Origin of the sequence: Clostridium grantii DSM 8605 (assembly GCF_900129965.1) — a bacterium.
GTDB lineage: Bacteria > Bacillota > Clostridia > Clostridiales > Clostridiaceae > Clostridium_AF > Clostridium_AF grantii.
Window position 1 is genome coordinate 12,851 of record NZ_FQXM01000006.1, and the last position, 23,381, is coordinate 36,231.

Consider the following 23,381-nt stretch of genomic DNA (forward strand, 5'->3'; position numbering starts at 1 on the left):
TTTGCACAAAAAAAACTGGAATTCAAAATAAAAAAAGAGTATGTTTCTATAGTTGCCTAAATTTTATAAATTAGAACAAAAGAATTTAAAAGAAGATAAACTTCAAAGGTGGATGACTTTCTTTAATAAAGATATTTCTGAAGAGAAATTCTATTTGAAACTTTGCTTTTATAATGCTAAAATTTAGATATAAAAGAAATACTAATGTAATACAAAAAAATTAAATTGATAAAAAGGGTGATAAAATGCCAACTATAAGTATGTTTTATGGAATAATAATAAGGATGTTTTGTGCTCCTAAAGAGCATAATCCACCACATTTTCATGCATATTATCAGGAATATAAAGCTTTAATAGATATAAATACATGTGAAGTAATAGAAGGGAATCTTCCTAAAAAACAACTAAAACTGGTTTTGGCTTGGGCAGAGTTAAGAAAAGAAGAGTTACTAGCAGATTGGACATTAGCAATGAATAGCGAATTACCATTTAAAATAGATCCATTGAAATAAGGAGTTGATGAGCTATGTATCTAGCAGTAGTAGATGTAAAACCATTACAAGAATACACTTTACTTTTAACTTTTGAAAATGGAGAAAAAAGAATATTTGATATGAAACCATATCTAAGTAAAGGCATATTTAGAGATTTAAAAAATGAAGATATGTTTAAAACAGTTAGAGTTAGTTTTGACAGCATAGAGTGGAGCAATGAAGCTGATATCGACCCAGAAATTCTTTATGAGGATAGTATCAAGTCATAAGGGTGGTATTATTCACAAGAACAAGCAAGGATTAATTTGTCTACTCCATTTCCAAATTAATCCAAAAACCCCTAAGAGGCACGTCCAGCTAAGCTGGACTATACTAGCTGGCGAAAGTCCAGTAAAGGTAATCGTCAAGGAGCCTTTTAGCTATCCACTATGCATATAAGAGATTATATGTTTAAAGTGTGGTGACAAAGTGTTCGGAAGAATGCGAGCAAAAGTATAGGTTGTAATATAAAATGAATCCTGCCGTATCGTAAGGTTTAAAAGAGGAAGTCGAGCCTTGCCCTTTAAGGCGAAGAACATGGAAGATGGTAAGAACTTGAAATGCACCATATATAAGTGCCAAAGGTAGTAAGAAAAGAAAGTTTCATGCACTGTATGACAAGATTCTAGAGAAAGCATGGGAACAAGTCAAAAGAAACAATGGTGTGGGAGGTATAGATGAAATAAGCATACAAGATATTAAAGCTTATGGAGAAGAAAAGTTCTTGAAAGAAATAACAGAAGAATTTAAAGAAAATAAATACCAACCTAAACCGGTAAAAAGAGTATATATACCTAAGAAAGATGGTAGTAAAAGGCCGTTAGGCATACCAATAATTAAGGATAGAATAATACAAATTAATAGAGAAGTGGCTTAAATGTGGAATAATGAAGCAAAACAAAATTGTAAACAAAATCACAATTTTATTGACAATTTTGTTTTGCTGCCTATTTCATCATAAGCTATTGCTTTTTCATCGTAGGTTGTTAGTTTATCTTTCCAGTTAGAATCCCATAATTCTATGTAAAATAAGACCTAGCCATAATTTATTTCAAATATGTCTAGGTCTATAATTAATATTACAGTTATTCTTAATTATTATTTTTCCTAAGTTCTTTTATCTCTTCTATCGATAAATCTGTTTTCACTGCTATCGTTTCATCATCTAAAACATCAAGTAGATTTTTTGCTATTTCAATAGCCTTCTCTTTAATTCCTTCTTTTTTAGCTTCTTCCTTCATTTCCTTAAGCAGAAAGGCATTGTTTGCAACCATCTTTTCTACCTCCTCTTTATTTGTATCTAATATTTTTTTGGCTGCCTCAGCTAACTCTGGCTCAGCAGTATTCCCTATCCAATGTTTTAGCACCATCCTATCTTTATCTGTCAGGTTAGCAAAGAATAATGCTATATCTTTAATTCGCTCAATAAATTCTTCAGCATCTATTTTCTGGTCTAGCAAAAATATTGCAGAGGTTATATTTTTATTCCTTATTAAATCTTCTTTATTGTATTTGTTATTTACATCAAAAATACTATATTCAAAATCCATTATGCTATTTTGCATAAATTCAACCAAAATAATTTGACGTATAACAAGGATTCTTTACTCCAACACTACTGGCTAAACTTCCACTAATGGAAATCAATTTACCCCAACTATCATAGTTATATTGTACTACAGTTGTCCCAACCTTATCAAATAATCCAGTGATATCTCCTTGGGCATTTCTAATGTAGTAGTATTCTGTTCCATTTAAGTTCATGCTCACTAATTTACCATTGCTATCATAAGTATAATGAATTTTATCTGAATCACTAGTTTGGTAAGTTACTTTATCACCTTCAATATGATAATTTGTTGTAACTCCATTAACTGTTTTCCCCGTTCTGATGCATGATGCATTATATTTATAGCTTATGGAGTATCCATTTCCATTCATGGATTTTAATTGTCTGCCTTGTTCCCAATCAAAGATCCATCCATTGTAAGTTAGTGGGTTCCCTATTTCATCATAGGTTATATCATTTCCATCATAGCTTGTTAGTTTAACTTTCCAGTTATCATCCCCATAGGTGTAGCTATAGGTTTTAGTTGGGGTTCCTAGTGTTCCTGTTGTATAAGGATATTCTTTTTTTGCTTGTTAGATTTCCACCTACATCATAAGTGTAGACTATGGTTTTGTTTAATACTTGATTGTTTTCTCTTTTTAATTCATTTAATTCATTATACTCATAGTCTATATTTTTTAATTTATTAGCACTAGTGCTTTCCTGGAAATTTACATGGGCTACTGTTACATCTAGTGTTTTATTTGCTTGACTACATATCCTAATTTCAACTCTTGATATAGTTTTTGAAGTATTTGAACTCGCTGTTTTTTTCATAAAGTTTGTATTCATTCCCTAAATCTGTTATTGTGTTTGCTGTCCATGTATAATCACTATATGTTCCATCTGTATAGTAAAATACAAAACCAACTCCAGATAAATCACTATAATTATCTGATTTTATTTTAGTAGCCATTTTATAAGTTCCAGGCTGTATATTATATACTTGTTGAGCAATATATAATTGTGAATTTGTAACTTTTTTATTTGCTACATTTCCGTATATTGCATCAGTCTTAATAGAATCTATGCCTGTCCAATTTGATGTTCCAAAAACAAAGTTATTATTTTGAACTAAGTTATCTTCACTGAATTGCTTTATGTTGGAAATATTGCCATTAGCGTCATAAGCATATAAGATTTCATTTCCATTATTATTGATTTTACCTACTCTTGTAGTTGTTGTATTAACTTCTTTCCCTACTTCGTAATCATAATCTGTTATAAATCTTGAATTTCCTGTGTTTATTGTTTTTGTATTAAGTCTTCCAAGAACATCATAATTAAATCCAATGTTATTTCCAGAATAAGCTATGTTTTTTAATTTGCTGTCTTTATCGTATGTATAGCTTGTTGAGTGTGTTGTTCCATGAATTTTCTCTGTGACATTGCTAATATTATTATCTAGATCATATTGATATTTTACACTATTTCCATCTGATTCTTCAACTTTTCCAAGTCTTCCAGAAAGGTCATAAATATATCTATAATTAATTCCATTAACTATAGACAAACCACTTCAACTATAAATTTATACGTGTCCAAAACTCCTACAAGCATGGAGATTTTGTACAAGTATAAATTAAGTTTACGTATGGTTTGTCTCTATATCTTCATGATACCCAAGATTTCCTTCGCCATCATATTGGTACTTATATTTTTCTACCCCATCATATTTTTCTGCAACTACTCTATCACTAGCATCATAGATATATTCTTTTGTATCTTTATTTCCATAAATTGATTTTTGAAGAATACTGGTTCTTGCTTGAAAAACATTTTGTGTTAAGCTTTGAGAACCTACTTTTACTTCTGTATTATTACCTAGAGAATCATAGGAAAAGTTATAGCTAAATCCATTGTGAGTTATAGATTTTATTCTATCGTTCTCATAACTATAACTATCACAGATAAAACATTCTGCTACTATATATTGTGGTTGAAGTTTAACTATAATACCTTTTGTGGCACAATCATTATATATATATCAAATCTTCATATTAATATCTATTCCTTTCAAAAGCAATCCCAAATTTTCTTTATATATTCTATCAAACTGACTTATTGGCAATGGGTTTATTCCTAATCCAACTTCCACAGTATATCCTGGTTTCATAAATTTCTTTATTACCCAATCTTTGTATCCTGCATAAGAAGCACTTCCGTAAGTTTCTGCAAGAAAATATCCTGCCGTTTTAGCTAATTCTTCTCCTATTTTCTTCATCCTATCTGTGGCCATATTATTATAATTCCAGTATATTACTCTTCCTTGACTATGATATGCTAGTACTAATTCCGGTAAAATCTTTTCTGTAAAAGCCACCACCGCTTTTGCTTCAGGCTCTGAAACTGGGGATGGTCCTGAATATCTTCTTGGTCCTGGCCCCTCTACTCCATAATAAATTTCTGAATCCTTTGATTCTTGCCATGAGGCATCATAGTTATGATTTAAGTCTACCCCTCTATTATTGGCACTCCATCTTCTTGAGAAATCTATACTCCCATGATTCCATTTAATCAAATCATTGTAATAAGGATTATCTTTTTTTAGACCATTTAAAACCAAATCCACCCCATCTGGATTTACCATAGGCATAATATAAATAGTATTTGTATTCCAGATAGTTTCTGGGTCATACCCCGCAATATTTTGCTCCATAGCATAAGCACCTGCAAATTCTTCTATAAACTTCATTAATAATGGTGTTGTTATCCACTCCAAAGCATGATGAGCTCCATTGTAGAAAACTTTATTAGGTCCTTTTCCTAGTTTAATTGTATATAGATTTCTACCTAAAACACTTTTTCCTTCCGTAGTAACTTCTAAAAATGGATATACGGCTTTTAACCCTTCAAGATCCATTTCTAAAATGTCATAAGTATAGTCAACATTTGTATCTACTATCGGTATTAAATACGGTACTTTTATTTCCATTCCAACCCTTAAATTAAAAGGATTTAATCCTGGATTAACACCCATTATGGCATCTACATTACTATAATAGGCTTTAGAAATTTTGTATAAAGTATCCCCATATCTGATCCTATAATTATCGTATCCTCTATAGTAAGTTTCTAGAATTGTCCAAGTTTTGCCTCCTACAATTCCATCACTCTCTAAACCAAAGTTCCTTTGTAGCATCATCACCGCATTTTCTGTTTTTTCACCAAATACACCATCTACTTTTCCAGCATCATATCCTATCTTATTCAAAACTGCTTGCAATTTTTTTACGTCGGTTCCCCTTGAACCAAGTTTTAAAGTTTTCAATTATAACCACCCTTTTAAATTCATTCACTATTATTTTATTATTTTTCCTTTCATTAGTTGCATGTTTTTTAGTATAATTACTTATATGCTTATACACTCAAGCTAAAACATGAAGGGAGTCAATATATGAACCATCTATTTATAATTAATCCCAATGCTGGCAAAGGTAAATCTCTAGAAATTATTCCTTTAATAGAAAAGATATTTAAAAATATGAAAGATCAGTATATCATCGAAATAACAAAATCTCCGGGTGATGCAACCCTCATAGCAAAAAAATATAGTTCACAAAAAGATTATACTATCTATTCCGTAGGTGGGGATGGTACTTTAAATGAAGTATTGAATGGAATGGTTAATACCAATAGTCAATTAGCAATAATCCCTACTGGTTCTGGTAATGATTTTATAAAATCTATAAGTAGAAAAAATGAATTTAATTTGGAAAATATACTTATTGACACCATTTCTGGTACAAGCAAAAAAACTGATGTTGCTATTGTAAATGCTAGGTATTTTATAAATATCTCTTCCATCGGCTTTGATGCTGATGTGGTAAGAAATGCCATGAAATTTAAAAAATTACCCTTTATTCCAAGTAAACTTTCCTATCTTTTTTCCATTTTTCTTACAGTTTTCTCTCATAAGAATAAAAATTTAGAAATTATATTAGATGATAATAAAATATATACCAAAATAACTTTAATGGCATTATGTAATGGAAAATTTTATGGAGGTGGTATGCTAGTTGCACCTCAAGCAAAATTATGTGATGGATACTTTGATGTGTGCTTAGTTGAAGACCTTAGTATTTTCAAAATCTTAACTTTATTTCCTAAGTTAATCAAAGGAAAACATGGAGAAATAAAAGAGGTTAGTTTTTTCAAATCAAGAAAAGCAATTATAAAATCTGAAAAAGAACTAAATCTAAATATAGATGGAGAATTAGTGCAAGCTAAACATATTGAATTTGAAATTAAACCAAATGCTATTAATGTGGTTTATCCTTCAGAATAAAATAAAAAGCCCCAAATTTCGGGGCTAATTGCTTTTTTAAATTGTGTTTCATTTTATGATTCATTTTTTGCTGAAAGTAATTTTTTCCTTAATTGAGGTTTTTCTTTCCAATGGAAAGATGTAACAGAAATTATTTTTTCACTAGCAAGTAGTATTGATGGAAGTATAAACACTATTACTATCATGCTAATAATTGCACCTCTTGCAAGCATTGAACAAAGTACTTTTACTATATCCATATCTGAAATAAATCCTACTCCAGCTGTTGCAGCAAAGAATGTTAATGCACTAGTTACTATTGATTTTGCACTTTCCTTAACTGAAATCTGTGCAGCTTCTCTACTATCTTTACCTTCTCTGATTTCTTCTCTAAATCTATTTGTTAATAAGATAGCGTAGTCAACTGTTGCTCCTAGTTGTATACATCCTATTACAATGGATGCTATAAAAGGTATAACAGAACCTGTATAGAATGGTATACCCATATTAATAAATATTGCAAGTTCAATTGACAAAACCAAAATAATCGGTATAGAAATAGATTGAAAAACAACTACCAAAATAAAAAATATAGCAATAATAGAGGCAATACTAACTTTCTTAAAATCTGTACCCGCTATTTCAACTAAATCCTTTGTTAAAGGCCCTTCACCTGCTACATACCCTGTTGAATCATAGCTTTTAACTATTTTTATAACTTGATCCACTTGTTGATTTTCTTCATCTCTAGCAGCTTTATATTCTGAATTAGCTATAACTAGCTGATATCCACCTTTTTTAAATATTTCTTTAATATCATCTGGAATAAACTCTTCTGGTATCTCTGGTCCAATTAATGATCCATAAGAAACAGCATTATTTATGCCATCTAAGTCTGAAATTTTATCTACCATTTCCTTTACTTTGTAAGGTTCTATATTATCCTTTATAACGATAAAATGAGTAGTTGTCATATTATAATCATCTTTTAATTTATTAGTAGCTACTATAGAAGGTAAATCCTTTGGTAATGATTCGTCTAAAGTATAGTACACTTTTGTATGATTATTACCATAAATAGCCGGTATAAATGCTACTAAAAATATTACTATAAAAACCACATATTTATTTGTAACCACTTTTGAGGTTTTTTCAAAAGATGGAAGAATCGTTTTGTGACTAAATCTGTGTATAGGTTTATCAAAAATCAATATTAAAGCTGGCAGTATTGTAACCGTACTTATTAAACCAATTAGCACTCCTTTTGCCATAACTAAACCTATATCTTTTCCTAATGTCAATTCCATTACACATAAAGCTAGAAAACCTGCAATAGTTGTAAGCGAACTTCCTGCTATTGCTACAACTGTTTTTTCTATTGCCACTGCCATAGCATCTACTTTATGGTCAAATTTACCTCTTTCTTCATCATACCTATGCATTAAAAAGATAGAATAATCCATTGTTACTCCTAGTTGCAGTATGGCGGCCAAAGCCTTTGTTATATAAGATATTTGTCCTAAAAACATGTTAGTTCCAAAGTTATATAATATGGCAAAGCCTGTGGAAACAAGAAATATAAATGGTATTAATACTGATTTATTTGTTAAGGATAAAACTATAATAGATAAAACAACTGCAATTACTACATAAATAGGAGTTTCTTTATCTGCTAAATCCTTTGTATCTTTTACTATAGCAGCAATACCACTTAAAAAGCATTGTTTATTTAAATCTTTTCTAATTTCCCCTATGGCATTCATTGTTCTTTCTGAGGAAGCTGTTTCTGTAAATTTCACAATTACCATAGTTGAGTTTTCTTTATATAAAATATTTTTAACAGTATCTGGAATCATTTCTTTAGGTATAGAAATATCTAAAGCATCATCTGTCCATATAACTTTATCAACTCCGTCTACTGCCGCAATCTTTTCTTTTATTTTCACAATATCTTGTGCTTCCATGTTTTCAATTATTAACATGGCTGTTGCTGCATCATTAAACTCTTTATCAATGATATTTTGACCTTTCATAGAATCTAAGTTTTGTGGTAGATAGCTTAAAATATCATAATTTACTGGTGTTTTAATAAATCCGTAAAGTGCAGGAAATAGAAGTATAACTGCAACTATTAAAACCCCCACTCTATTCTTTGATATAAATTTTCCAAATTTATGCATTACAATCGCCTCCTAGTTAGATTTTTCATCATTATCTTTGTTAAAAATATTTTTTATCCAACTAAAGAACCCATTCTCTTCATCTTTTTCAGTTGATTCTACTTTTAATTGTACAACTTCCTTTACAGCCTTAAGATCTTCAGTTTTCATAACAAATTTAACTTTTCCATCCATGTCACTTGAAAGACCTGCAAATGTTCCATAATCATCTGATATTTCAACAAGTTTGTCTTTTCTATCTATTACCTCTTGAATATCATCTAGTTTTGGAGAAGCTTTTTCATCTATTTCTTTTATTCCTTCTTCGTTAAATTTTGTCATATTATCTGAAAGTTCTTTTGAACCATTTGCCAATTCTTCTGAAGCATCGTATAATTGGTTTGAACCATCTTTAATTTGAGCTACTCCACTTACTAATTCGGGCAGTTTTAGTTTTAAAGGGGTAGTTCCTTCTTTTACTAATTTATTTAATCCAGTTGATAGTGCAATTGACCCATCTATTAATGCTTTTGAACCACTTACTATTTGTTCAGATGCTGTTTTTAATTCAACTGAAGCATCATTTAATTTTATAGCACCTGCTTGCAATTGTTTTGAACCTTCATTTAAAGTGTCTGCATAAGGTTTTACGGCTTTTCCACCTTCTGCAAGCTGATTTATTCCAGCATTCACTTGAACTGCTCCTGCTGATAAAGTGCCTGTACTATCTGATATTGCTTTTAAATTTCCACTTAAATCAGCGTTACCATCCCAAATTCCTTTTGAAATAGCTTCTGTTGCTTGTATTTTTGCTATACAATCATTTAATTTATTTATCTGATCTTCACTTAACCCTTCTGTAGGTATACCTTTTAGTTCTGCACTTATACCTTGAATATTATTTGATAGTGCCTTGCTTGTTTCACTAAGTTTTGCACTACCTTCATATGCTTTTTTTGTACCTTCTGATAATTGGCTTAATCCATCACTAATACTTTTTGTTCCTGTTCCTGCTGCTATAGCTCCATCAGCTAATTTTTCATATGAGTCAGTTAATTGTATAGCTCCTTCAGAAATTTTAGTTGCATTTGTTGAAAAATCATTACTTCCTGATGCAAAAGCTACAGCACCCACACCAAATTGATTAACTCCATCTGATAATTGTTTTGTACCTGTCACTAAATCGCTTGCTCCAGCATCAGCTGATTCTGCTCCAGCTGCCAAAGAATTAATTCCTTCTGCTAGAGGTGTTACTGAACTAGCTAAACTGTTAATTCCTTCATTAAATTCACCCATTTTTGTATAAAAAGTATTTCCCCCATCTGCTAACTTAAGTGCTCCCTCTGCTAATTTACTACTAGCATCAGTTATCTCATTTATACCATCTCTTAGTTCATCTAAAGTTGTAGCTTTTTTGAATTCTTCAGATTCTATTAAATTTGGTGCAGCTGTTATATAAATAGGTCCCATTTCAAAATTATCTACATGAGCTGATATTTCCATTGAATCTTGAAGACTTATATCAAGATCTAAGTCATCTATTATTCCATCCAAACTTAGACTTTGCTTTAATCCTGGAAAAGCAACAAATGAAATAACTTGATTATTCCCATCTGATAACATTTGACCACCATCTAATTTTATATTAGTGAACTTATCTTGTGGCAAATTAACAACTGTTGCAGTAGTGAAAGGGGTATACATTTCTTTTGTTTCACCATTTATATCAACTTGATGTTTATCCAAATTAACTAATTCTATTTTTATTTTTACCTCTCCTGATTTACCAATGATTTCCTCACCACTAATTTCTTTTCCATCTAGAGAATAAGTTATATTAGTTTGTATTGGTAGTTCTTTATCCGTAGTGCCTTGATAATAAATATCATTTTTATCACTTTTCCAAACTAATTTTTCAGCCTGTTTAACAGGTTCTTCATTACCTTTTACATTTTTTATATTTGTAAGTATACTTTTATCTGAAATTTCTACATTACTTTTATCACTATGAATCCAATCACTAATAATTTGAGATTTAACTTCCCCATTTTTCTTTAAAACCACAAAAACTGTTTCATCCTTTTGAATTAATTCATCTGCATAAACAACATTTGGGGCAAGAATAGTAGCCACTAAAACTAAACTTGCCACTTTCTTTGACATACATCCACTTTTCATAAAACGCACTCCTTTAATTTTTTATTTACTTTATATAATTTTTTAACTATCACCTTTAAGTATTCTTTTTATACTTTTAAATAAATATGGTTTCATATCATCAATACCATAAGGTTCATTTAAAATAATAGAACTATAACAAATAGACCCTGTAAGCTCAATTATCATAAACAAAGTAATTATAGCTTCTTTTTCTTCAATTCCGTAACTATCCAAGTAATCAATAAATGTATCAAGGATTTTTTTCACTTCTTCACTGTGTTCTACATCTTTTTCAGATATTACTTTTTTAAAAAATCCCCATGATAAATTTTTATAAATAAGTTTTAATGTTTTCTTATCTTTTCTAAGTTCCTCAATAATAAAATCAATGTACATAAGAATTTGTTCTGAAAATTCAATAGGATTTTCTTCTAAATACTTATCCAGTTTTTCCATAGAGTTCTTTAGTATTCTCATGCTTTTTCTAACAGTTAATCTTTCAATAATATCATATTTATTTTTAAAGTATAAATAAAAAGTTCCCTTTGCAACCCCAGCTTTCTTTACTATATCGTCTATCACTGTGTCATTTATTCCCTTTGTTGAAAATAATTGATCTGCTGCTTCAAATAAATTATCTCTTTTGTTTTTCTTATTTTCACTTGTTTTGCTTGGTTTACTTGTACTCTTTGGCATTTAAATGTACCTCTCCTTTTTAAAATATGACCAATAGTCATACTCCACATTTATTATTATAACCCTTTATGACTAATAGTCAATATTATTATTTCTTAACAAAATGGTTCTTATTAACATATATTTAATATATTAAAAAATACATTTGAAATTATCAAATGTATTTTTTAATGTAAACATTTATATTGCTATATTTTCCTTATTTTTCCCTTTTAAGTTCTATTTAATCTAATTTCCTTGTTATTCCTTTGTTTTGTTAATATTTAACCTTTTCATGATGTTAAGATTTGCATTTTATGTTCACATTTTATTAACATTTGTGATTATAATAAGTTTTCCTATACCAATTTCAAGTTAGGAATAGCATTTAATTCTAAATTCGCTATTTTACCTTTCTTAAATTCATAATAAGCTGAACTTCCAATCATCGCGGCATTATCAGTACATAATTTAGGTTCTGGAAATAAAACCTCTACATTATTATTTTTACCTGCTTTTATCATCGCTTCTCTTAAAGAAGAATTAGATGCAACTCCACCAGCTATAGCTATTTTATCTACTTTCTTTATTTTACAAGCCTCCATAGCATTTTGAACCAATACATCTATAACAGCTTTTTGGAAAGATGCCGCTACATCCGCTTTATTTATTTCTTCATTTTTCATATTCATTTTATTTATATAATTTAAAACTGCAGATTTAATTCCACTAAAAGAAAAATCCAAACAATCCTTTTCATGAAATGTAGCTCTTGGAAATTTGATTGCTTCTGGATTTCCTTCTTTAGATAATTTATCTATTTTAGGTCCCCCTGGATATCCAAGTCCAATAGTTCTAGCTACTTTATCAAAAGCTTCTCCTGCAGCATCATCTCTTGTTTGACCCATAACTTCATATTCACCATAATCTTTCATATGTACAATAAAAGTATGGCCTCCAGATACTACTAAACATACAAAAGGAGGTTTCAATTCCTTATGTTGAATAAAATTAGCACTTATGTGCCCTTCAATATGATTTACTCCTACTAAAGGTTTTCCTAAAGAATAAGCGAGTCCTTTAGCATATTGTACTCCAACCAAAAGTGCTCCTACTAATCCTGGACCATAAGTGACTCCTACTGCATCTATATCTTCAAAAGAAATTCCTGCTTCATCAAGAGCTTCCTGCACTACTGCACTTACTGCCTCAATATGCATTCTTGAAGCCACTTCGGGTACAACTCCACCAAATTTTTTATGTGTATCAATTTGAGATGATATCACATTTGATAAAACTTCTCTTCCATTAATCACCACAGCCGCCGCTGTTTCATCACAACTAGACTCAATGGCTAATATTACAACTTTTTCATCTATTTTTAATCCTTTATCCATAATTACTTCCTTTCACTCTTTAAACTAAGTAAATTATACTTTAACTATTAAGCTTTTTCAATGGATTATGCATTTCTCCTTGATTATGCTATAATTCTTTTTGAAAAGATTAAAAAACTATTTTGCTTATATAAACACCAATTCTTTATAATCTTCTCACTATTCACTCCTCACTATCCACTATTAAAAATGTTAGAAAGGAATATTTTATGAATCAAAAATATGTAAAAATAATTATAAATGGTTCCCCTATATCTAAATCAAATTTTAAACTTTCAAACAGTAGTGGTAGAAGTATTCTTCCCTACGCTTCTGGAAAATACCACGATAGATACGCTTTATATGAAGAAGAAATAGCTTATCAAGCTAGACTTCAAAATCCCAACATACAATTTACAGAGTCACTAATTGCTATTTTAAAAGTTTATTATAAAAGCAAAAAAAGACATCCCGATACCACCAACATCCCTAAAAGTATTTTTGACGGCATTGAAAAAAGCGGAATAATTATTAATGATGCGCAAATAAGAAAGCTTGTCATTGAAGAATTTTATGATAACGAAAATCCTCGGTTTGAATTAGAACTTTTTGCTGAAAGTTTATATGATATTAAATACCAAATATTTAATATGGAAAAAGAAATTGATCCAATAGAATATTCTCTACCATCCAATAAAAAATCCACAATTCTAAATAAAAAAAAGAAAATACAAAAGGATTCCTGTGGAAAACTTTGTGAAATATGTGGTAAATTCGTTTCAGATTCAGAAATAGTTAGTGCCAATAAAGGACAAACTCTTATATGCCGAACTTGCTTAAAAAAACTATTCTAATACACTTAACTAGAATAGTTTTTTTATATACTCTACTGCATTTTCTGCTGCCTTATATCCTTCCATGCTTATCTCACTAACCGAGTTATGGTAATAAATCAAATTACCACAAGCAAATATTCCTTCTATATTTGTCTCCAAATTATCATTCACTTCCGGGGCTCTATTTTCACTTGATAAGTTTATCTTTGAATTTTTACATAACTTATTTTCAGGTGTTAATGCAACGGAGAGTACTATAGTATCACATTCTATAAATTTTTCACTATCTTCTATAACTTTTAAATTTTCATCAACTTTAGAGATAATAACTCCTTCTACTCTTTGTTCTCCTTTGATTTCAGTAATAGTATAGGAATTAAATAAAGGAATCTCAAAGTTTTCTAAGCACCCAATAACATTCTTTTTATCTCCTTTAGGCTCTGGTAATTCTTCTATAACTGCTTTAACTTCTGCGCTTTCTAAAGTCATTCTTCTAGCAACTCTAAGTGCTATATTTCCTGATCCAAAAATAACAACTTTTTTTCCTGGTAGATATCCATCTAAATTCATAAATCTTTGTGCAGTTCCTGCCGAATAAATTCCAGCACATCGACTTCCTGAAATATTTAAAACTCCTCTTGGTCTTTCCCTACATCCCATAGCTAAAATAATCGCCTTTGCTTTAACTTCTGTAACTCCATCTTGTGGGCTAACTAAAGTCACAATCTTGTTACTACTAAGTTCTAAAATAGTAGTATTTAATCTATATTCTATATTCATTTCCTTAACTTTTTTAATAAATCTATCAACATATTCTGGACCTGTTAATTCTTCACCAAATATTTCAACTCCAAAGCCACTATGAATACATTGATTTAAAGTTCCCCCAAGTTGATCTTCTCTTTCTACAATAAGCACTGATTTATTTCCAATTTCCTTAGCTTTTATAGCCGCAGCCATTCCAGCTGAACCGCCTCCGATGACTATAATATCATATTTATGCATTTTAAAACCCTCCTATAAATACCTTAGTAAATTCTTATAGTTAATGATAAATGCTTATTGATGTTCCATTAGGCACATAATCCCATATTATTCTGATATCTTCATCACTAAGAGCAATACATCCCCATGTCCAATCTTTACTGTTTCCTCCACCATGGATCATTATTTCTCCTCCAAGTGTGGTGTTCCAAGGAGGTCTTTTTTTGTTGTTTATTGCCTGGGAAATATCATTAAATGTAGATTTATCTATTAATTTCTCATTCAATCCATTTTGCGCATCTTTTATATTAGGATAACTAATTCCCAAACTTAAAGTATACTTACTTTTATAATTTCTAGTACAAATATAATACTCTCCTTCTGGTGTTTTTTTATCCCCCTCTTTTTCTTTATCCCCAATAGCATTAGTTCCTAATGCAATTTTGAATCTTCTAATAAGCTTATCTCCTTCATATAGTTCAAGTAATCTTTCAGACTTATATACTTTTATATTAACATTGGAAATAGCGTTTTCAGGTTTATCAAAAAACAACTCTTTAGAGTTTCCACTATGATTTTCTTCATTACATAATTCATCTTCCCTTATATCCACATAATCATTTTTATCTAATGAAGCTTGCTCAAAAGTACCCATTTTATTTATAACCGTAAGCGCAGCTTCTACCACGTTAAATGCCAACGGACATCCTGAACCTTCTCCCAGTCTCATTTCTAGATTCAAATAAGGTTCCAAGTTTAATTCTTCCATTATATATCTTGCCCCAGGTTCCTTTGATAAATGTGATGGAATCATAAAATCCCTAGTATACTTACATAATCTATAAGCACATAAAGCTGCGGTTGAAGCTATAAATCCATCAATAACTATAGGAATTCTGTTTTTAGCCGCTCCTAGAAAGCATCCACAAAGTCCTGCAATATCGAATCCACCAACCTTACTCATAACATCCAGTATATCTTCTTTAATAGGTGAATTAATTTCTATGGATTTTTCAATAACCTTCTTCTTTTGCTTAAACTGTTCTTCTGTAAGACCTGAGCCCTTACCCACCGTAAGTTCAATGCTAAGTCCAGATAAAACTGTTAGTATTGCAGCTGAAGTTGTTGTGTTTCCTACCCCCATTTCTCCCGTTCCAAGCAAATCCACTTTTTCTATTGCAAGCTTGTCTATTGTGTCAATACCAACTTCAATGGCTTGTATTAATTGTTCTTTAGTCATAGCTGACTCTTTAGCCATGTTTTTTGTTCCATAAGCAATCTTTTTATTTATTATTTTTTTATTGTTAAAATCAGCATTTACCCCAATATCTATAATGGTCATACCTGAATTCACCATTTCAGCAAGAACATAAACCCCAGTAATATCTTTTGTGAAATTATTGGTAACTATCTCTGTTATATTCTGAGGATTTGAGCTATACCCTTCTTCAATAACCCCATTATCGGCACACATAATTACTATGTTCTTTTTATTTATACTATTATGTACTTTTCCCGTTATCCCAGCCATTTGAGCTGCAACTTCTTCTAATCTCCCTAAACTTCCTATAGGTTTAGTTAAATTATCTAATCTTTCCCACGCTTTTTCAATGGCCTCTTTATCTAATGGTTTTATTTCTGAAAGTGTTTTTTCTAATAAGCTCATTATTACATCTCCTATGACATTTTGTATAATTACAACGTTGAAAAAAAATGTTTATTCCACTTTTCCATTCTACACTATATATTTTATCATCATCTACCAAAATTAAAAACCTCACGAAAAAATTTTCATAAGGTTTTTTAATTTGATTTACTCATTATTTCATTAAATTTTCAAGCCACTGAGTACAAAGTTCTATCCAAGTTGCCACATGAGGTATAACTTGGGTATCATCATTTGCTGTTTCTTCTATGGCAAGGGATAATCCATGGCCCCCTTCTGGATAAATATGAAGTTCAAAGGGTACATTATTTTTTCTCAATTCCCTTGCAAACAACAATGTATTTTCAACTGGTACTGCTGTATCTTCAAAGGTATGCCAAATAAAAGTTGGTGGAACTTTATCATTAACTTGTTTTTCTAAAGACATTTCTTCTAAAATCTCTTCACTTGCTTCTAATCCTAATAAATTATCAAAGGACCCTCTATGTGCAAACTCTCCAGATGTTATAACTGGATAAGCTAAAATAAGTGCATTAGGTTTATTCAATTCTTTTTTTATAAGTGGCGTATCAAACAAATAATTCTTTTCAAAATGCACACCTAAACTAGCTGCTAAATGTCCTCCCGCTGAAAATCCACAAACAGCAATCTTTTCAGAATCAATCTTCCACTGATCCGCATTTTCTCTTATTATACACATAGCTCTTGAAGTATCCAATAAAGGCTGTGGATGTTTTCTTGGAGCCACACTGTAATTCAAAATAAAAGCATGAAATCCAGCAGAATTAAACTTCATAGCAATAGGTTCTTTTTCTCTTTCAGATGTGAATCCATATCCTCCCCCTGCACATATTAAAACAGCTGGTCTTTTCTTTTCTCCATCCAAAATATAGGTATCTAATGTAGGGAAAAAACCATCTTCTCCACTACCCTTATAGTTATCACTACCCCAAATATCAATTCTTTTATTTATCATCTTAAAGTCACCTTACCTTTTCATATAAAGTTTATATTTATTTAAACATATAATGTGCCAAAGTTTTCTGTATTTCGTAAATGCTTTTATCATTTTTGAATTGCTTATCTATAGGCATACTTGTACTTGAAATCCATATTTTTAGCTCTGCATCTAAATCAAAATGCCCCGTTGATTCCACACTAAAGTGTGTAATACTTTTATAAGGTATTGAGTGATACTCCGTTTTTTTGCCTGTTGCACCTTGTTTATCTACTAAAATTAATCTCTTGTTTGTAAATACAAATAAATCTCTGACTAACCTGTAAGCTTTTTCAACTTTTTCTATATCTGCTAATATTGGTTCAAATTCATCTTGTATTTTCTTGATGTCTACCTCGCTTGCATTACCCATTAAACCGCTTATAATTCCCATTTTACCACTCCTCCATAATAATTATAATAATTTAAGCAATTCCGGAAAATATATTGCTAGAAAACTAATAATAGTACCTGAAAAAAGAGATCCAACTATACAACATACCATTGATTTCTTTTTATCTAAGCCTAAAATAACTGAAACAACACTTCCTGTATATATTTCATATATATCACTCCTAAAATTCTTGAACTAACCTCATTTTAAATTATATCATATTTTCAATTTTTTTCTATTTGTATTTGGCAAATATAAATCCCCTTTCATTTTCAGATATTTGCAAAGTAAACTTGACACTCTTTGCAAAGTGTACTATACTTAAATTGCAAAGTAGACATTGCAAGGAGGAGAATTACTTGAAAACTCGTATCCAAGAATTACGAAAGAAAAATAAAATGTCCCAGGAAGAATTAGCATTATCGGTTGGGGTAACTAGGCAAACAATCACTTCCTTAGAATGTGAAAAATACACTGCCTCATTAACCCTTGCATACAAAATTTCAAAATTGTTTGGTTTATCAATTGAAGAAGTCTTTGACTTTTCAGAAGTGGAGGAATTATAAAAATGGAAAATTTTAAAAGCACATTAAAAAGAAGATTGTATCTTATGGCATCATTTAACTGTTTGGCTGTTATTTTTATTATATTAACGTTTTTTACTAGTAGCTCTTCTAGTGAGAAAGAACCTATTGCAAATATTATTCATGGATTTCAGGTAGGTATTTTTATAGGTGTCCAACTTATATTACTCATTAACATTGCAAAATATAAGAAATCATTAAAACAAGAGAGTGAATTAAGAAAACTTTTTGTAGAAGAGAATGATGAGAGAAGAAAACTTATTCAAGATAAAATTGGTGGAGTAGGTTTCAACTTTAGCTTAGTTGTTATCGCAATTGCAACTGTCACTTCCGGATTTTTTAATGAAGTGGTTTTTATAACACTGTCTTCAGTCTTAATTTTTATATCATTTGTAAAAGGCTTTTTAAAATTTTACTACAGGAAAAAATTCTAGGTAATATTGTTTTATAAATATTTTATGTGGAGGTAATAAAGATGAAAAAATCAAATAATTATATTGGCTTAGGAATATTTTTAAATGGACTTTGGTTGCTTTCAAATCAGTTTGATATGTTTCCAGATTTTATTGAAGGTTTATGTGTGGGAGTAGGAATTACTTTTATACTAATAGGAATGTATAAAGAAAATCACAATATAAATAAATTTAAAGATTATAGAAAAAGATTATTTACTAAAGCATTTGGAAAGTAGCATAAGATAGCAATAGGTAAAGAAGAGTATTACAAACTCTTCTTTACCTATTTAATAATTTAAATATTTTATAAACTACTAACCTAGTTTATAATTTTCTATAATTTTTTTCAAACTCAGTTCCTTAGTATTCGCCACAATCATGTCAGCTTTTCTCATGGATATCGGTTCCCCAACGCCAACTGAAAACATTTTAGCTGCTTTTATAGCTTCTATTCCAGCCTCCGCATCTTCTACCCCTACACAATATTTAGCTTCCAAACCTAATCCCTCAGCCGCCATTAAAAATATATCTGGAGCTGGCTTACTGTTTTTACAGATTGCTGCATCAGCAATAAAATCAAAATACTTGCCTACTTTCAATCCTTGAATAACTGTTATAGCATTTTTACTAGCTGAAGCTAGTCCAATTTTTATTTTCTTTTGCTTTAACTCTTTTAGTAAATCTTCTATCCCTGGTAACAAATCTTTCTCTGTAATTTGTTCAATAAGCTCCACATAATACTGATTTTTATCATAAGCTAGCTTTAACTTTTCCTCATAGGTTAAATCATTTTGTTTATTTCCATTAACTAATATTTTTTCTAATGACTCCATCCTACTTACACCTTTTAAATTTTCATTAAAAGCTCTATCAAAAGGAATATCTAAAATTTTAGCTGTTTTCTCCCAAGCTAAAAAATGATACTCTGCAGTATCCGTTATTACTCCATCTAAATCAAATATAAATGCTTTTATACACATTTTCTTTTCCTCCTAATTTTAAATGATATTTGCGCAAACGTTTGTCTTGTTCGGCAAAAAAATTTCTTACCCTTATTATATTATTAAAAGCATATTTTCTCAATATAAATGTGTAGTTACTTCAGCACTGAGAAAAAATATGAACTAACTCGTAGGGGGCGGTTTCCACGCCGCCCCGCTATGCCTATAAATTACATATATAATAATTACATATATAATATTGATAAAAAATACAAAATACAGAAAGTAGTATAATATTTTCATTACGATTTTACTGTAATTGTAATTTAATTGGGAAACTACAGCGGGCGGGCATGGAAACCCGCCCCTACAAATAGTTTCTTCGCTTTTTAACTCAAGTGTAAATTTCAAAAGTATTATCAGTAATTCTCTTAATTAATATCTGGTTCTTTCCATTCATATCCATTCAAATCAACAGATATAGTTTTCATAACTATATCTTCTATTGGCTTATCCTTTGAATCTTTTTCTACAGTTGCAATCCTGTCAAGCACCTCAAAACCTTCAATAAGTTTACCAAAGGCAGCATACTCACCATCTAAAGATGGATAATCTTCATGCATAATAAAAAACTGTGACCCTGCTGAATTAGGATCCCCACTTCTAGCCATAGAAATAACTCCTCTAGTATGTTTTAGATCATTTTGAAATTTATTAGAAGAAAACTCACCATCTATAGAATACCCTGGTCCGCCTGTACCTGTCCCTGTAGGATCTCCACCTTGAATCATAAAACCTTCGATAACTCTATGAAAAATAATTCCATCATAATATTTTTTATTAATAAGTGATATAAAATTATTTACTGTATTTGGTGCTATTTCAGGATATAACTCCAATGTCATTTGAGAATCATCATTTAATATTATCGTTACTATAGGTTTAGGTCCATTGAATTCTAATGGTGTTTCACTAGAATTGTCATTATTATTTACAGTTGAATTATTAGAAGTTTTATCAGTACATCCTACCATAAATACTAAAATCATTGATATCATTATTAAAAAATAATTTTTCTTTTTCATCACTATTACTCCTCATCCTATTTTAATTGGCTATCTTAATAACCATAATTTATTTACCTAATTTTAATGTTGTAAAGCTTCTTCACCCACAACAAATTTTCCAAATCTTTTAAAAGGATATAATACAAATCGAGCCTTTCCTTTTATATCTTTAGCATCTATATATGGTTCTGTCCATCTTCTACTATCAAAAGATACTTGTCTATTATCTCCCATAAATAAATATTTATCCTCTGGCACTTGAAAATTAACCATTAAATCATCACTATTTACTACGTAGGGTTCTTCTAATTTTACCCCATTAATAAAAACTTGTCCCATTTCTTTAACTTCTACAGTATCCCCCGGAAGGCCTATAAGTCTTTTTGTAAGAGTAGCATTTAATTCATGAGAATAAAAAACCAAAATATCTCCTCTTTTAAGATTTCCCTTATTATAAACTTTAGTAGCAATTATGCTATCTCCTACTTTTATTGTGGGTTCCATTGAAGGTGTAGGGACTACTGCCCTAAATGCTACAAATTTACTAAATAATAATCCAATTATTATAGCTATAGATATTGGAACTATCCAGTCTCTTATTATTTCATTTTTCATTATTTTATCCTTAAACATAATATAAGTTTCCCCCATTTCAACAACTTAGTTATTATGAAATTATAACACTTTATTAATTTCCATACCACTAAAAATGGAAAAACTATATTTGCATAGTAAAAAAGTCAGTAATCTTAATGATTACTGACTTTGATTCTGGCAGGGGCACCAGGACTTGAACCCGGAACCAATGGTTTTGGAGACCACTACTCTACCAATTGAGCCATACCCCTTTGCAACGTAGTTAATTGTATCATATATTTTATTACTAAGCAAGTAGTTTTTTTAAAATAATTTAATTTATTATTTTTTGTATTCATATTTGTTTTAACACAATAAATACTATTTGTCTAAATATTCTTAATTATCTATTTTTGCTTAAATCTTCTAAGTTCTTTGTTATACTAATATGTAGTGTTACTATTATTAATATAACCATTATTAAATTATAAGGGGTCTTAGCAATGTCTAGTGAAAATTATACAAGTGATATTTTATCAAAATGGAATACATTCAAAATTAAAATTATTTTTCAAGGAATGCTAGTTGGTTCATTAACAGGACTATTAATTGTTTTATATCGTGTATTTGCAGAAAAAGCTTTTAATTTTTCTTCAAATGTTTACCTTTATCTTAAGCATCAACCTTTCCTTATACCAGTTTGGTTCATTTTTTTGGCTTTGATGGGGATATTCATAGGTTATTTGGTAGAAAAAGAGCCTATGATTTCTGGTAGTGGCATTCCTCAAGTTGAGGGGGTTCTTCTAAGAAAATTAAAATTAAATTGGCTTAAAGTTCTTATTTTTAAATTTGTAGGTGGTATTGTTTGTTTAGCTGGTGGTTTATCTGTGGGAAGAGAGGGCCCCTCTATTCAAATGGGTGCTGTTTTAGCTGATGGTTATTGTGAAGTAACAAAAAGACCAAAAATAAAAATAAATTTCTTAATTACTGCTGGTGCTAGTGCAGGACTTGCAGCATCTTTTAATGCACCTTTAGCTGGAGTTATTTTTGCCCTAGAGGAAGTACATAAAAATTTTTCTCCTATAGTTTTAACTACCACTTTAGCTGCTTCAATAACTTCTAGTTTTGTAGCTGGTAATTTTTTTGGAATGGAACCGATATTTCATGTGAATATCAAAGATGCTATTCCACTAACAAGTTACCCTTATTTAATAGTTTTAGGCATTATCGTTGGTATAACAGGTATATTTTTTAATAAAGGATTGTTAAAAACACAAGATTTATATGCAAAACAAAAACTAATCAAGAAAAAATATTGGCCCGTAATTCCTTTTTTATTAGCTGGAGTATTAGGTTTTTTTATACCTGAAGTTTTAGGTGGTGGTCACGTATTAATTGACTCAGTTCTAAACTCAAATTCTTTCTCACTAATTTTCCTTTTTCAACTTGTTATTGTTAAATATATATTTACTTTAATTTGTTATGGATCAACTTCCCCTGGAGGTATATTTCTTCCCCTGTTAGTTATTGGGTCTCTTATTGGGATAATATATGGGTCCCTCCTAGTTAAGTACTTAGGCTTTAATCAAACTTATATCCCTAATCTTATAATTATTGCCATGGCTGGATATTTTACAGCTATAGTCAAAGCTCCTATTACAGGTATTATTTTATTAACTGAGATGACTGGTTCCTTTAGTCATTTATTATCTATAGCCCTTGTTTCAATTATAGCTTATACAATAACAGAACTATTAAATTCAAAACCAATTTATGAATCATTATTTGAACGACTTATACCCTCAAGTAAAGATATTTTTCATGGTGAATCTAAGCATAAAGTAATACTTGAAATACCTGTTTGCCTAGAGTCAAAACTTGAAAATAAAATGATTTCAGAAATAGAATGGCCTTCAAACTGTCTTATAGCTGCAATAAAAAGAGGTGACTCTGAAATTATTCCTAAAGGGAATACTATAATGTATGCTTCAGATTATTTAATTGTTTTAACCAACGAAGATTCTGCTTCAAACATCAATGATTGTTTATGTCAATATGGTGGTGTTTCTCAACTTTTATCCTAAGCTATTTTTAAATAATAA

General features: G+C 30.1%; 25 protein-coding genes, 1 tRNA gene and 1 pseudogene. 9 read left to right on the forward strand and 18 right to left on the reverse strand.

Going from position 1 to position 23,381, the window contains the following annotated elements; all coding sequences use genetic code 11:
* The first annotated feature begins 245 nt into the window (after positions 1-245).
* From BUB83_RS06290 to BUB83_RS06300, 3 genes are all read left to right on the forward strand, one after another.
* Positions 246-512 (forward strand): DUF4160 domain-containing protein, encoded by a 267-nt coding sequence (locus BUB83_RS06290; RefSeq protein WP_073337605.1) that lies wholly within the window; start codon positions 246-248, stop codon positions 510-512.
* Positions 513-526: 14 nt separating this feature from the next.
* Positions 527-763 carry a DUF2442 domain-containing protein gene (locus BUB83_RS06295; protein ID WP_073337606.1) on the forward strand — a complete coding sequence of 79 codons (237 nt, stop codon included), beginning with the start codon at positions 527-529 and terminating at the stop codon, positions 761-763.
* Between the two features lie 434 nt (positions 764-1,197).
* On the forward strand, positions 1,198-1,410 hold the full coding sequence (locus BUB83_RS06300) for a hypothetical protein (RefSeq protein WP_073337607.1): 213 nt from the start codon (positions 1,198-1,200) through the stop codon (positions 1,408-1,410).
* A gap of 214 nt (positions 1,411-1,624) precedes the next feature.
* Here BUB83_RS06300 and BUB83_RS06305 read toward each other — a convergent pair whose 3' ends face one another.
* The 5 genes from BUB83_RS06305 to BUB83_RS06330 form a co-directional block, all read right to left on the reverse strand.
* The gene (locus BUB83_RS06305) at positions 1,625-2,098 is read right to left on the reverse strand and encodes a hypothetical protein (protein WP_159434054.1); all 474 of its coding nucleotides are present in this window, start codon (positions 2,096-2,098) and stop codon (positions 1,625-1,627) included.
* A gap of 4 nt (positions 2,099-2,102) precedes the next feature.
* The gene (locus BUB83_RS06310) at positions 2,103-2,474 is read right to left on the reverse strand and encodes a hypothetical protein (protein ID WP_242950639.1); all 372 of its coding nucleotides are present in this window, start codon (positions 2,472-2,474) and stop codon (positions 2,103-2,105) included.
* 148 nt (positions 2,475-2,622) lie between these two features.
* Entirely contained in the window at positions 2,623-2,919 is a 297-nt protein-coding gene (locus tag BUB83_RS06315; RefSeq protein WP_073337609.1) for a hypothetical protein, read from the reverse strand.
* Positions 2,870-3,655 (reverse strand): hypothetical protein, encoded by a 786-nt coding sequence (locus BUB83_RS06320; RefSeq protein ID WP_073337610.1) that lies wholly within the window; start codon positions 3,653-3,655, stop codon positions 2,870-2,872. Before BUB83_RS06320 ends, BUB83_RS06315 begins: the two co-directional genes overlap by 50 nt.
* A gap of 474 nt (positions 3,656-4,129) precedes the next feature.
* On the reverse strand, positions 4,130-5,413 hold the full coding sequence (locus tag BUB83_RS06330; RefSeq protein ID WP_073337611.1) for a M14 family metallopeptidase: 1,284 nt from the start codon (positions 5,411-5,413) through the stop codon (positions 4,130-4,132).
* Between the two features lie 126 nt (positions 5,414-5,539).
* Between BUB83_RS06330 and BUB83_RS06335 the strand changes: the two genes are divergently transcribed.
* Positions 5,540-6,430, forward strand: a complete 891-nt coding sequence (locus BUB83_RS06335; protein ID WP_073337612.1) for a diacylglycerol/lipid kinase family protein — start codon at positions 5,540-5,542, stop codon at positions 6,428-6,430.
* A gap of 53 nt (positions 6,431-6,483) precedes the next feature.
* Here the strand turns inward: BUB83_RS06335 and BUB83_RS06340 are convergent, their stop codons facing one another.
* From BUB83_RS06340 to tsaD, 4 genes are all read right to left on the reverse strand, one after another.
* Positions 6,484-8,589, reverse strand: coding sequence for an efflux RND transporter permease subunit (locus BUB83_RS06340; RefSeq protein ID WP_073337613.1), 2,106 nt, complete (start codon positions 8,587-8,589; stop codon positions 6,484-6,486).
* Between the two features lie 12 nt (positions 8,590-8,601).
* Positions 8,602-10,746, reverse strand: coding sequence for a hypothetical protein (locus BUB83_RS06345; protein WP_073337614.1), 2,145 nt, complete (start codon positions 10,744-10,746; stop codon positions 8,602-8,604).
* Positions 10,747-10,788: 42 nt separating this feature from the next.
* Positions 10,789-11,424 (reverse strand): TetR/AcrR family transcriptional regulator, encoded by a 636-nt coding sequence (locus BUB83_RS06350; RefSeq protein WP_073337615.1) that lies wholly within the window; start codon positions 11,422-11,424, stop codon positions 10,789-10,791.
* A gap of 338 nt (positions 11,425-11,762) precedes the next feature.
* Positions 11,763-12,800 (reverse strand): tRNA (adenosine(37)-N6)-threonylcarbamoyltransferase complex transferase subunit TsaD, encoded by a 1,038-nt coding sequence (tsaD, locus tag BUB83_RS06355; protein WP_423231138.1) that lies wholly within the window; start codon positions 12,798-12,800, stop codon positions 11,763-11,765.
* Positions 12,801-13,009: 209 nt separating this feature from the next.
* Here tsaD and BUB83_RS06360 point away from each other — a divergent pair, with 209 nt between their 5' ends.
* Positions 13,010-13,633 (forward strand): RusA family crossover junction endodeoxyribonuclease, encoded by a 624-nt coding sequence (locus BUB83_RS06360; RefSeq protein WP_073337616.1) that lies wholly within the window; start codon positions 13,010-13,012, stop codon positions 13,631-13,633.
* A 9-nt stretch (positions 13,634-13,642) separates the two neighbouring features.
* On the opposite strand, the gene BUB83_RS06365 is transcribed toward BUB83_RS06360, so the two are convergent.
* From BUB83_RS06365 to BUB83_RS06380, 5 genes and pseudogenes are all read right to left on the reverse strand, one after another.
* Complete coding sequence (locus tag BUB83_RS06365) at positions 13,643-14,620, reverse strand: NAD(P)/FAD-dependent oxidoreductase (protein ID WP_073337617.1); 978 nt, start codon at positions 14,618-14,620, stop codon at positions 13,643-13,645.
* A 40-nt stretch (positions 14,621-14,660) separates the two neighbouring features.
* Positions 14,661-15,212 (reverse strand): L,D-transpeptidase family protein, encoded by a 552-nt coding sequence (locus BUB83_RS22420; RefSeq protein ID WP_242950646.1) that lies wholly within the window; start codon positions 15,210-15,212, stop codon positions 14,661-14,663.
* Positions 15,198-16,265: pseudogene (gene cobT / locus BUB83_RS06370) on the reverse strand (nicotinate-nucleotide--dimethylbenzimidazole phosphoribosyltransferase); the annotation flags it as partial. The gene BUB83_RS22420 and the pseudogene cobT, both read right to left, overlap by 15 nt.
* Positions 16,266-16,419: 154 nt before the next feature.
* Positions 16,420-17,241, reverse strand: coding sequence for an alpha/beta hydrolase (locus BUB83_RS06375; RefSeq protein WP_073337619.1), 822 nt, complete (start codon positions 17,239-17,241; stop codon positions 16,420-16,422).
* Between the two features lie 37 nt (positions 17,242-17,278).
* Positions 17,279-17,656, reverse strand: coding sequence for a PH domain-containing protein (locus BUB83_RS06380; protein ID WP_073337620.1), 378 nt, complete (start codon positions 17,654-17,656; stop codon positions 17,279-17,281).
* Positions 17,657-18,015: 359 nt separating this feature from the next.
* Between BUB83_RS06380 and BUB83_RS06385 the strand changes: the two genes are divergently transcribed.
* The 3 genes from BUB83_RS06385 to BUB83_RS06395 are packed head-to-tail and all read left to right on the forward strand — an operon-like array spanning position 18,016 to position 18,931.
* Complete coding sequence (locus BUB83_RS06385) at positions 18,016-18,222, forward strand: helix-turn-helix transcriptional regulator (RefSeq protein WP_073337621.1); 207 nt, start codon at positions 18,016-18,018, stop codon at positions 18,220-18,222.
* A gap of 2 nt (positions 18,223-18,224) precedes the next feature.
* Complete coding sequence (locus tag BUB83_RS06390) at positions 18,225-18,674, forward strand: hypothetical protein (RefSeq protein ID WP_073337622.1); 450 nt, start codon at positions 18,225-18,227, stop codon at positions 18,672-18,674.
* Between the two features lie 41 nt (positions 18,675-18,715).
* Positions 18,716-18,931 carry a hypothetical protein gene (locus BUB83_RS06395; protein ID WP_073337623.1) on the forward strand — a complete coding sequence of 72 codons (216 nt, stop codon included), beginning with the start codon at positions 18,716-18,718 and terminating at the stop codon, positions 18,929-18,931.
* A 78-nt stretch (positions 18,932-19,009) separates the two neighbouring features.
* Here BUB83_RS06395 and pgmB read toward each other — a convergent pair whose 3' ends face one another.
* From pgmB to BUB83_RS06415, 4 genes are all read right to left on the reverse strand, one after another.
* Entirely contained in the window at positions 19,010-19,675 is a 666-nt protein-coding gene (pgmB, locus tag BUB83_RS06400; protein WP_073337624.1) for a beta-phosphoglucomutase, read from the reverse strand.
* Between the two features lie 392 nt (positions 19,676-20,067).
* Entirely contained in the window at positions 20,068-20,721 is a 654-nt protein-coding gene (locus tag BUB83_RS06405) for a peptidylprolyl isomerase (protein WP_073337625.1), read from the reverse strand.
* 63 nt (positions 20,722-20,784) lie between these two features.
* Positions 20,785-21,336: a signal peptidase I gene (gene lepB / locus BUB83_RS06410; RefSeq protein WP_242950640.1), complete on the reverse strand. Its 552-nt coding sequence runs from the start codon at positions 21,334-21,336 to the stop codon at positions 20,785-20,787.
* 139 nt (positions 21,337-21,475) lie between these two features.
* Positions 21,476-21,551, reverse strand: a tRNA-Trp gene (locus tag BUB83_RS06415).
* 231 nt (positions 21,552-21,782) lie between these two features.
* Here BUB83_RS06415 and BUB83_RS06420 point away from each other — a divergent pair.
* Positions 21,783-23,363, forward strand: a complete 1,581-nt coding sequence (locus BUB83_RS06420) for a ClC family H(+)/Cl(-) exchange transporter (RefSeq protein WP_073337627.1) — start codon at positions 21,783-21,785, stop codon at positions 23,361-23,363.
* Positions 23,364-23,381: the final 18 nt, after the last annotated feature.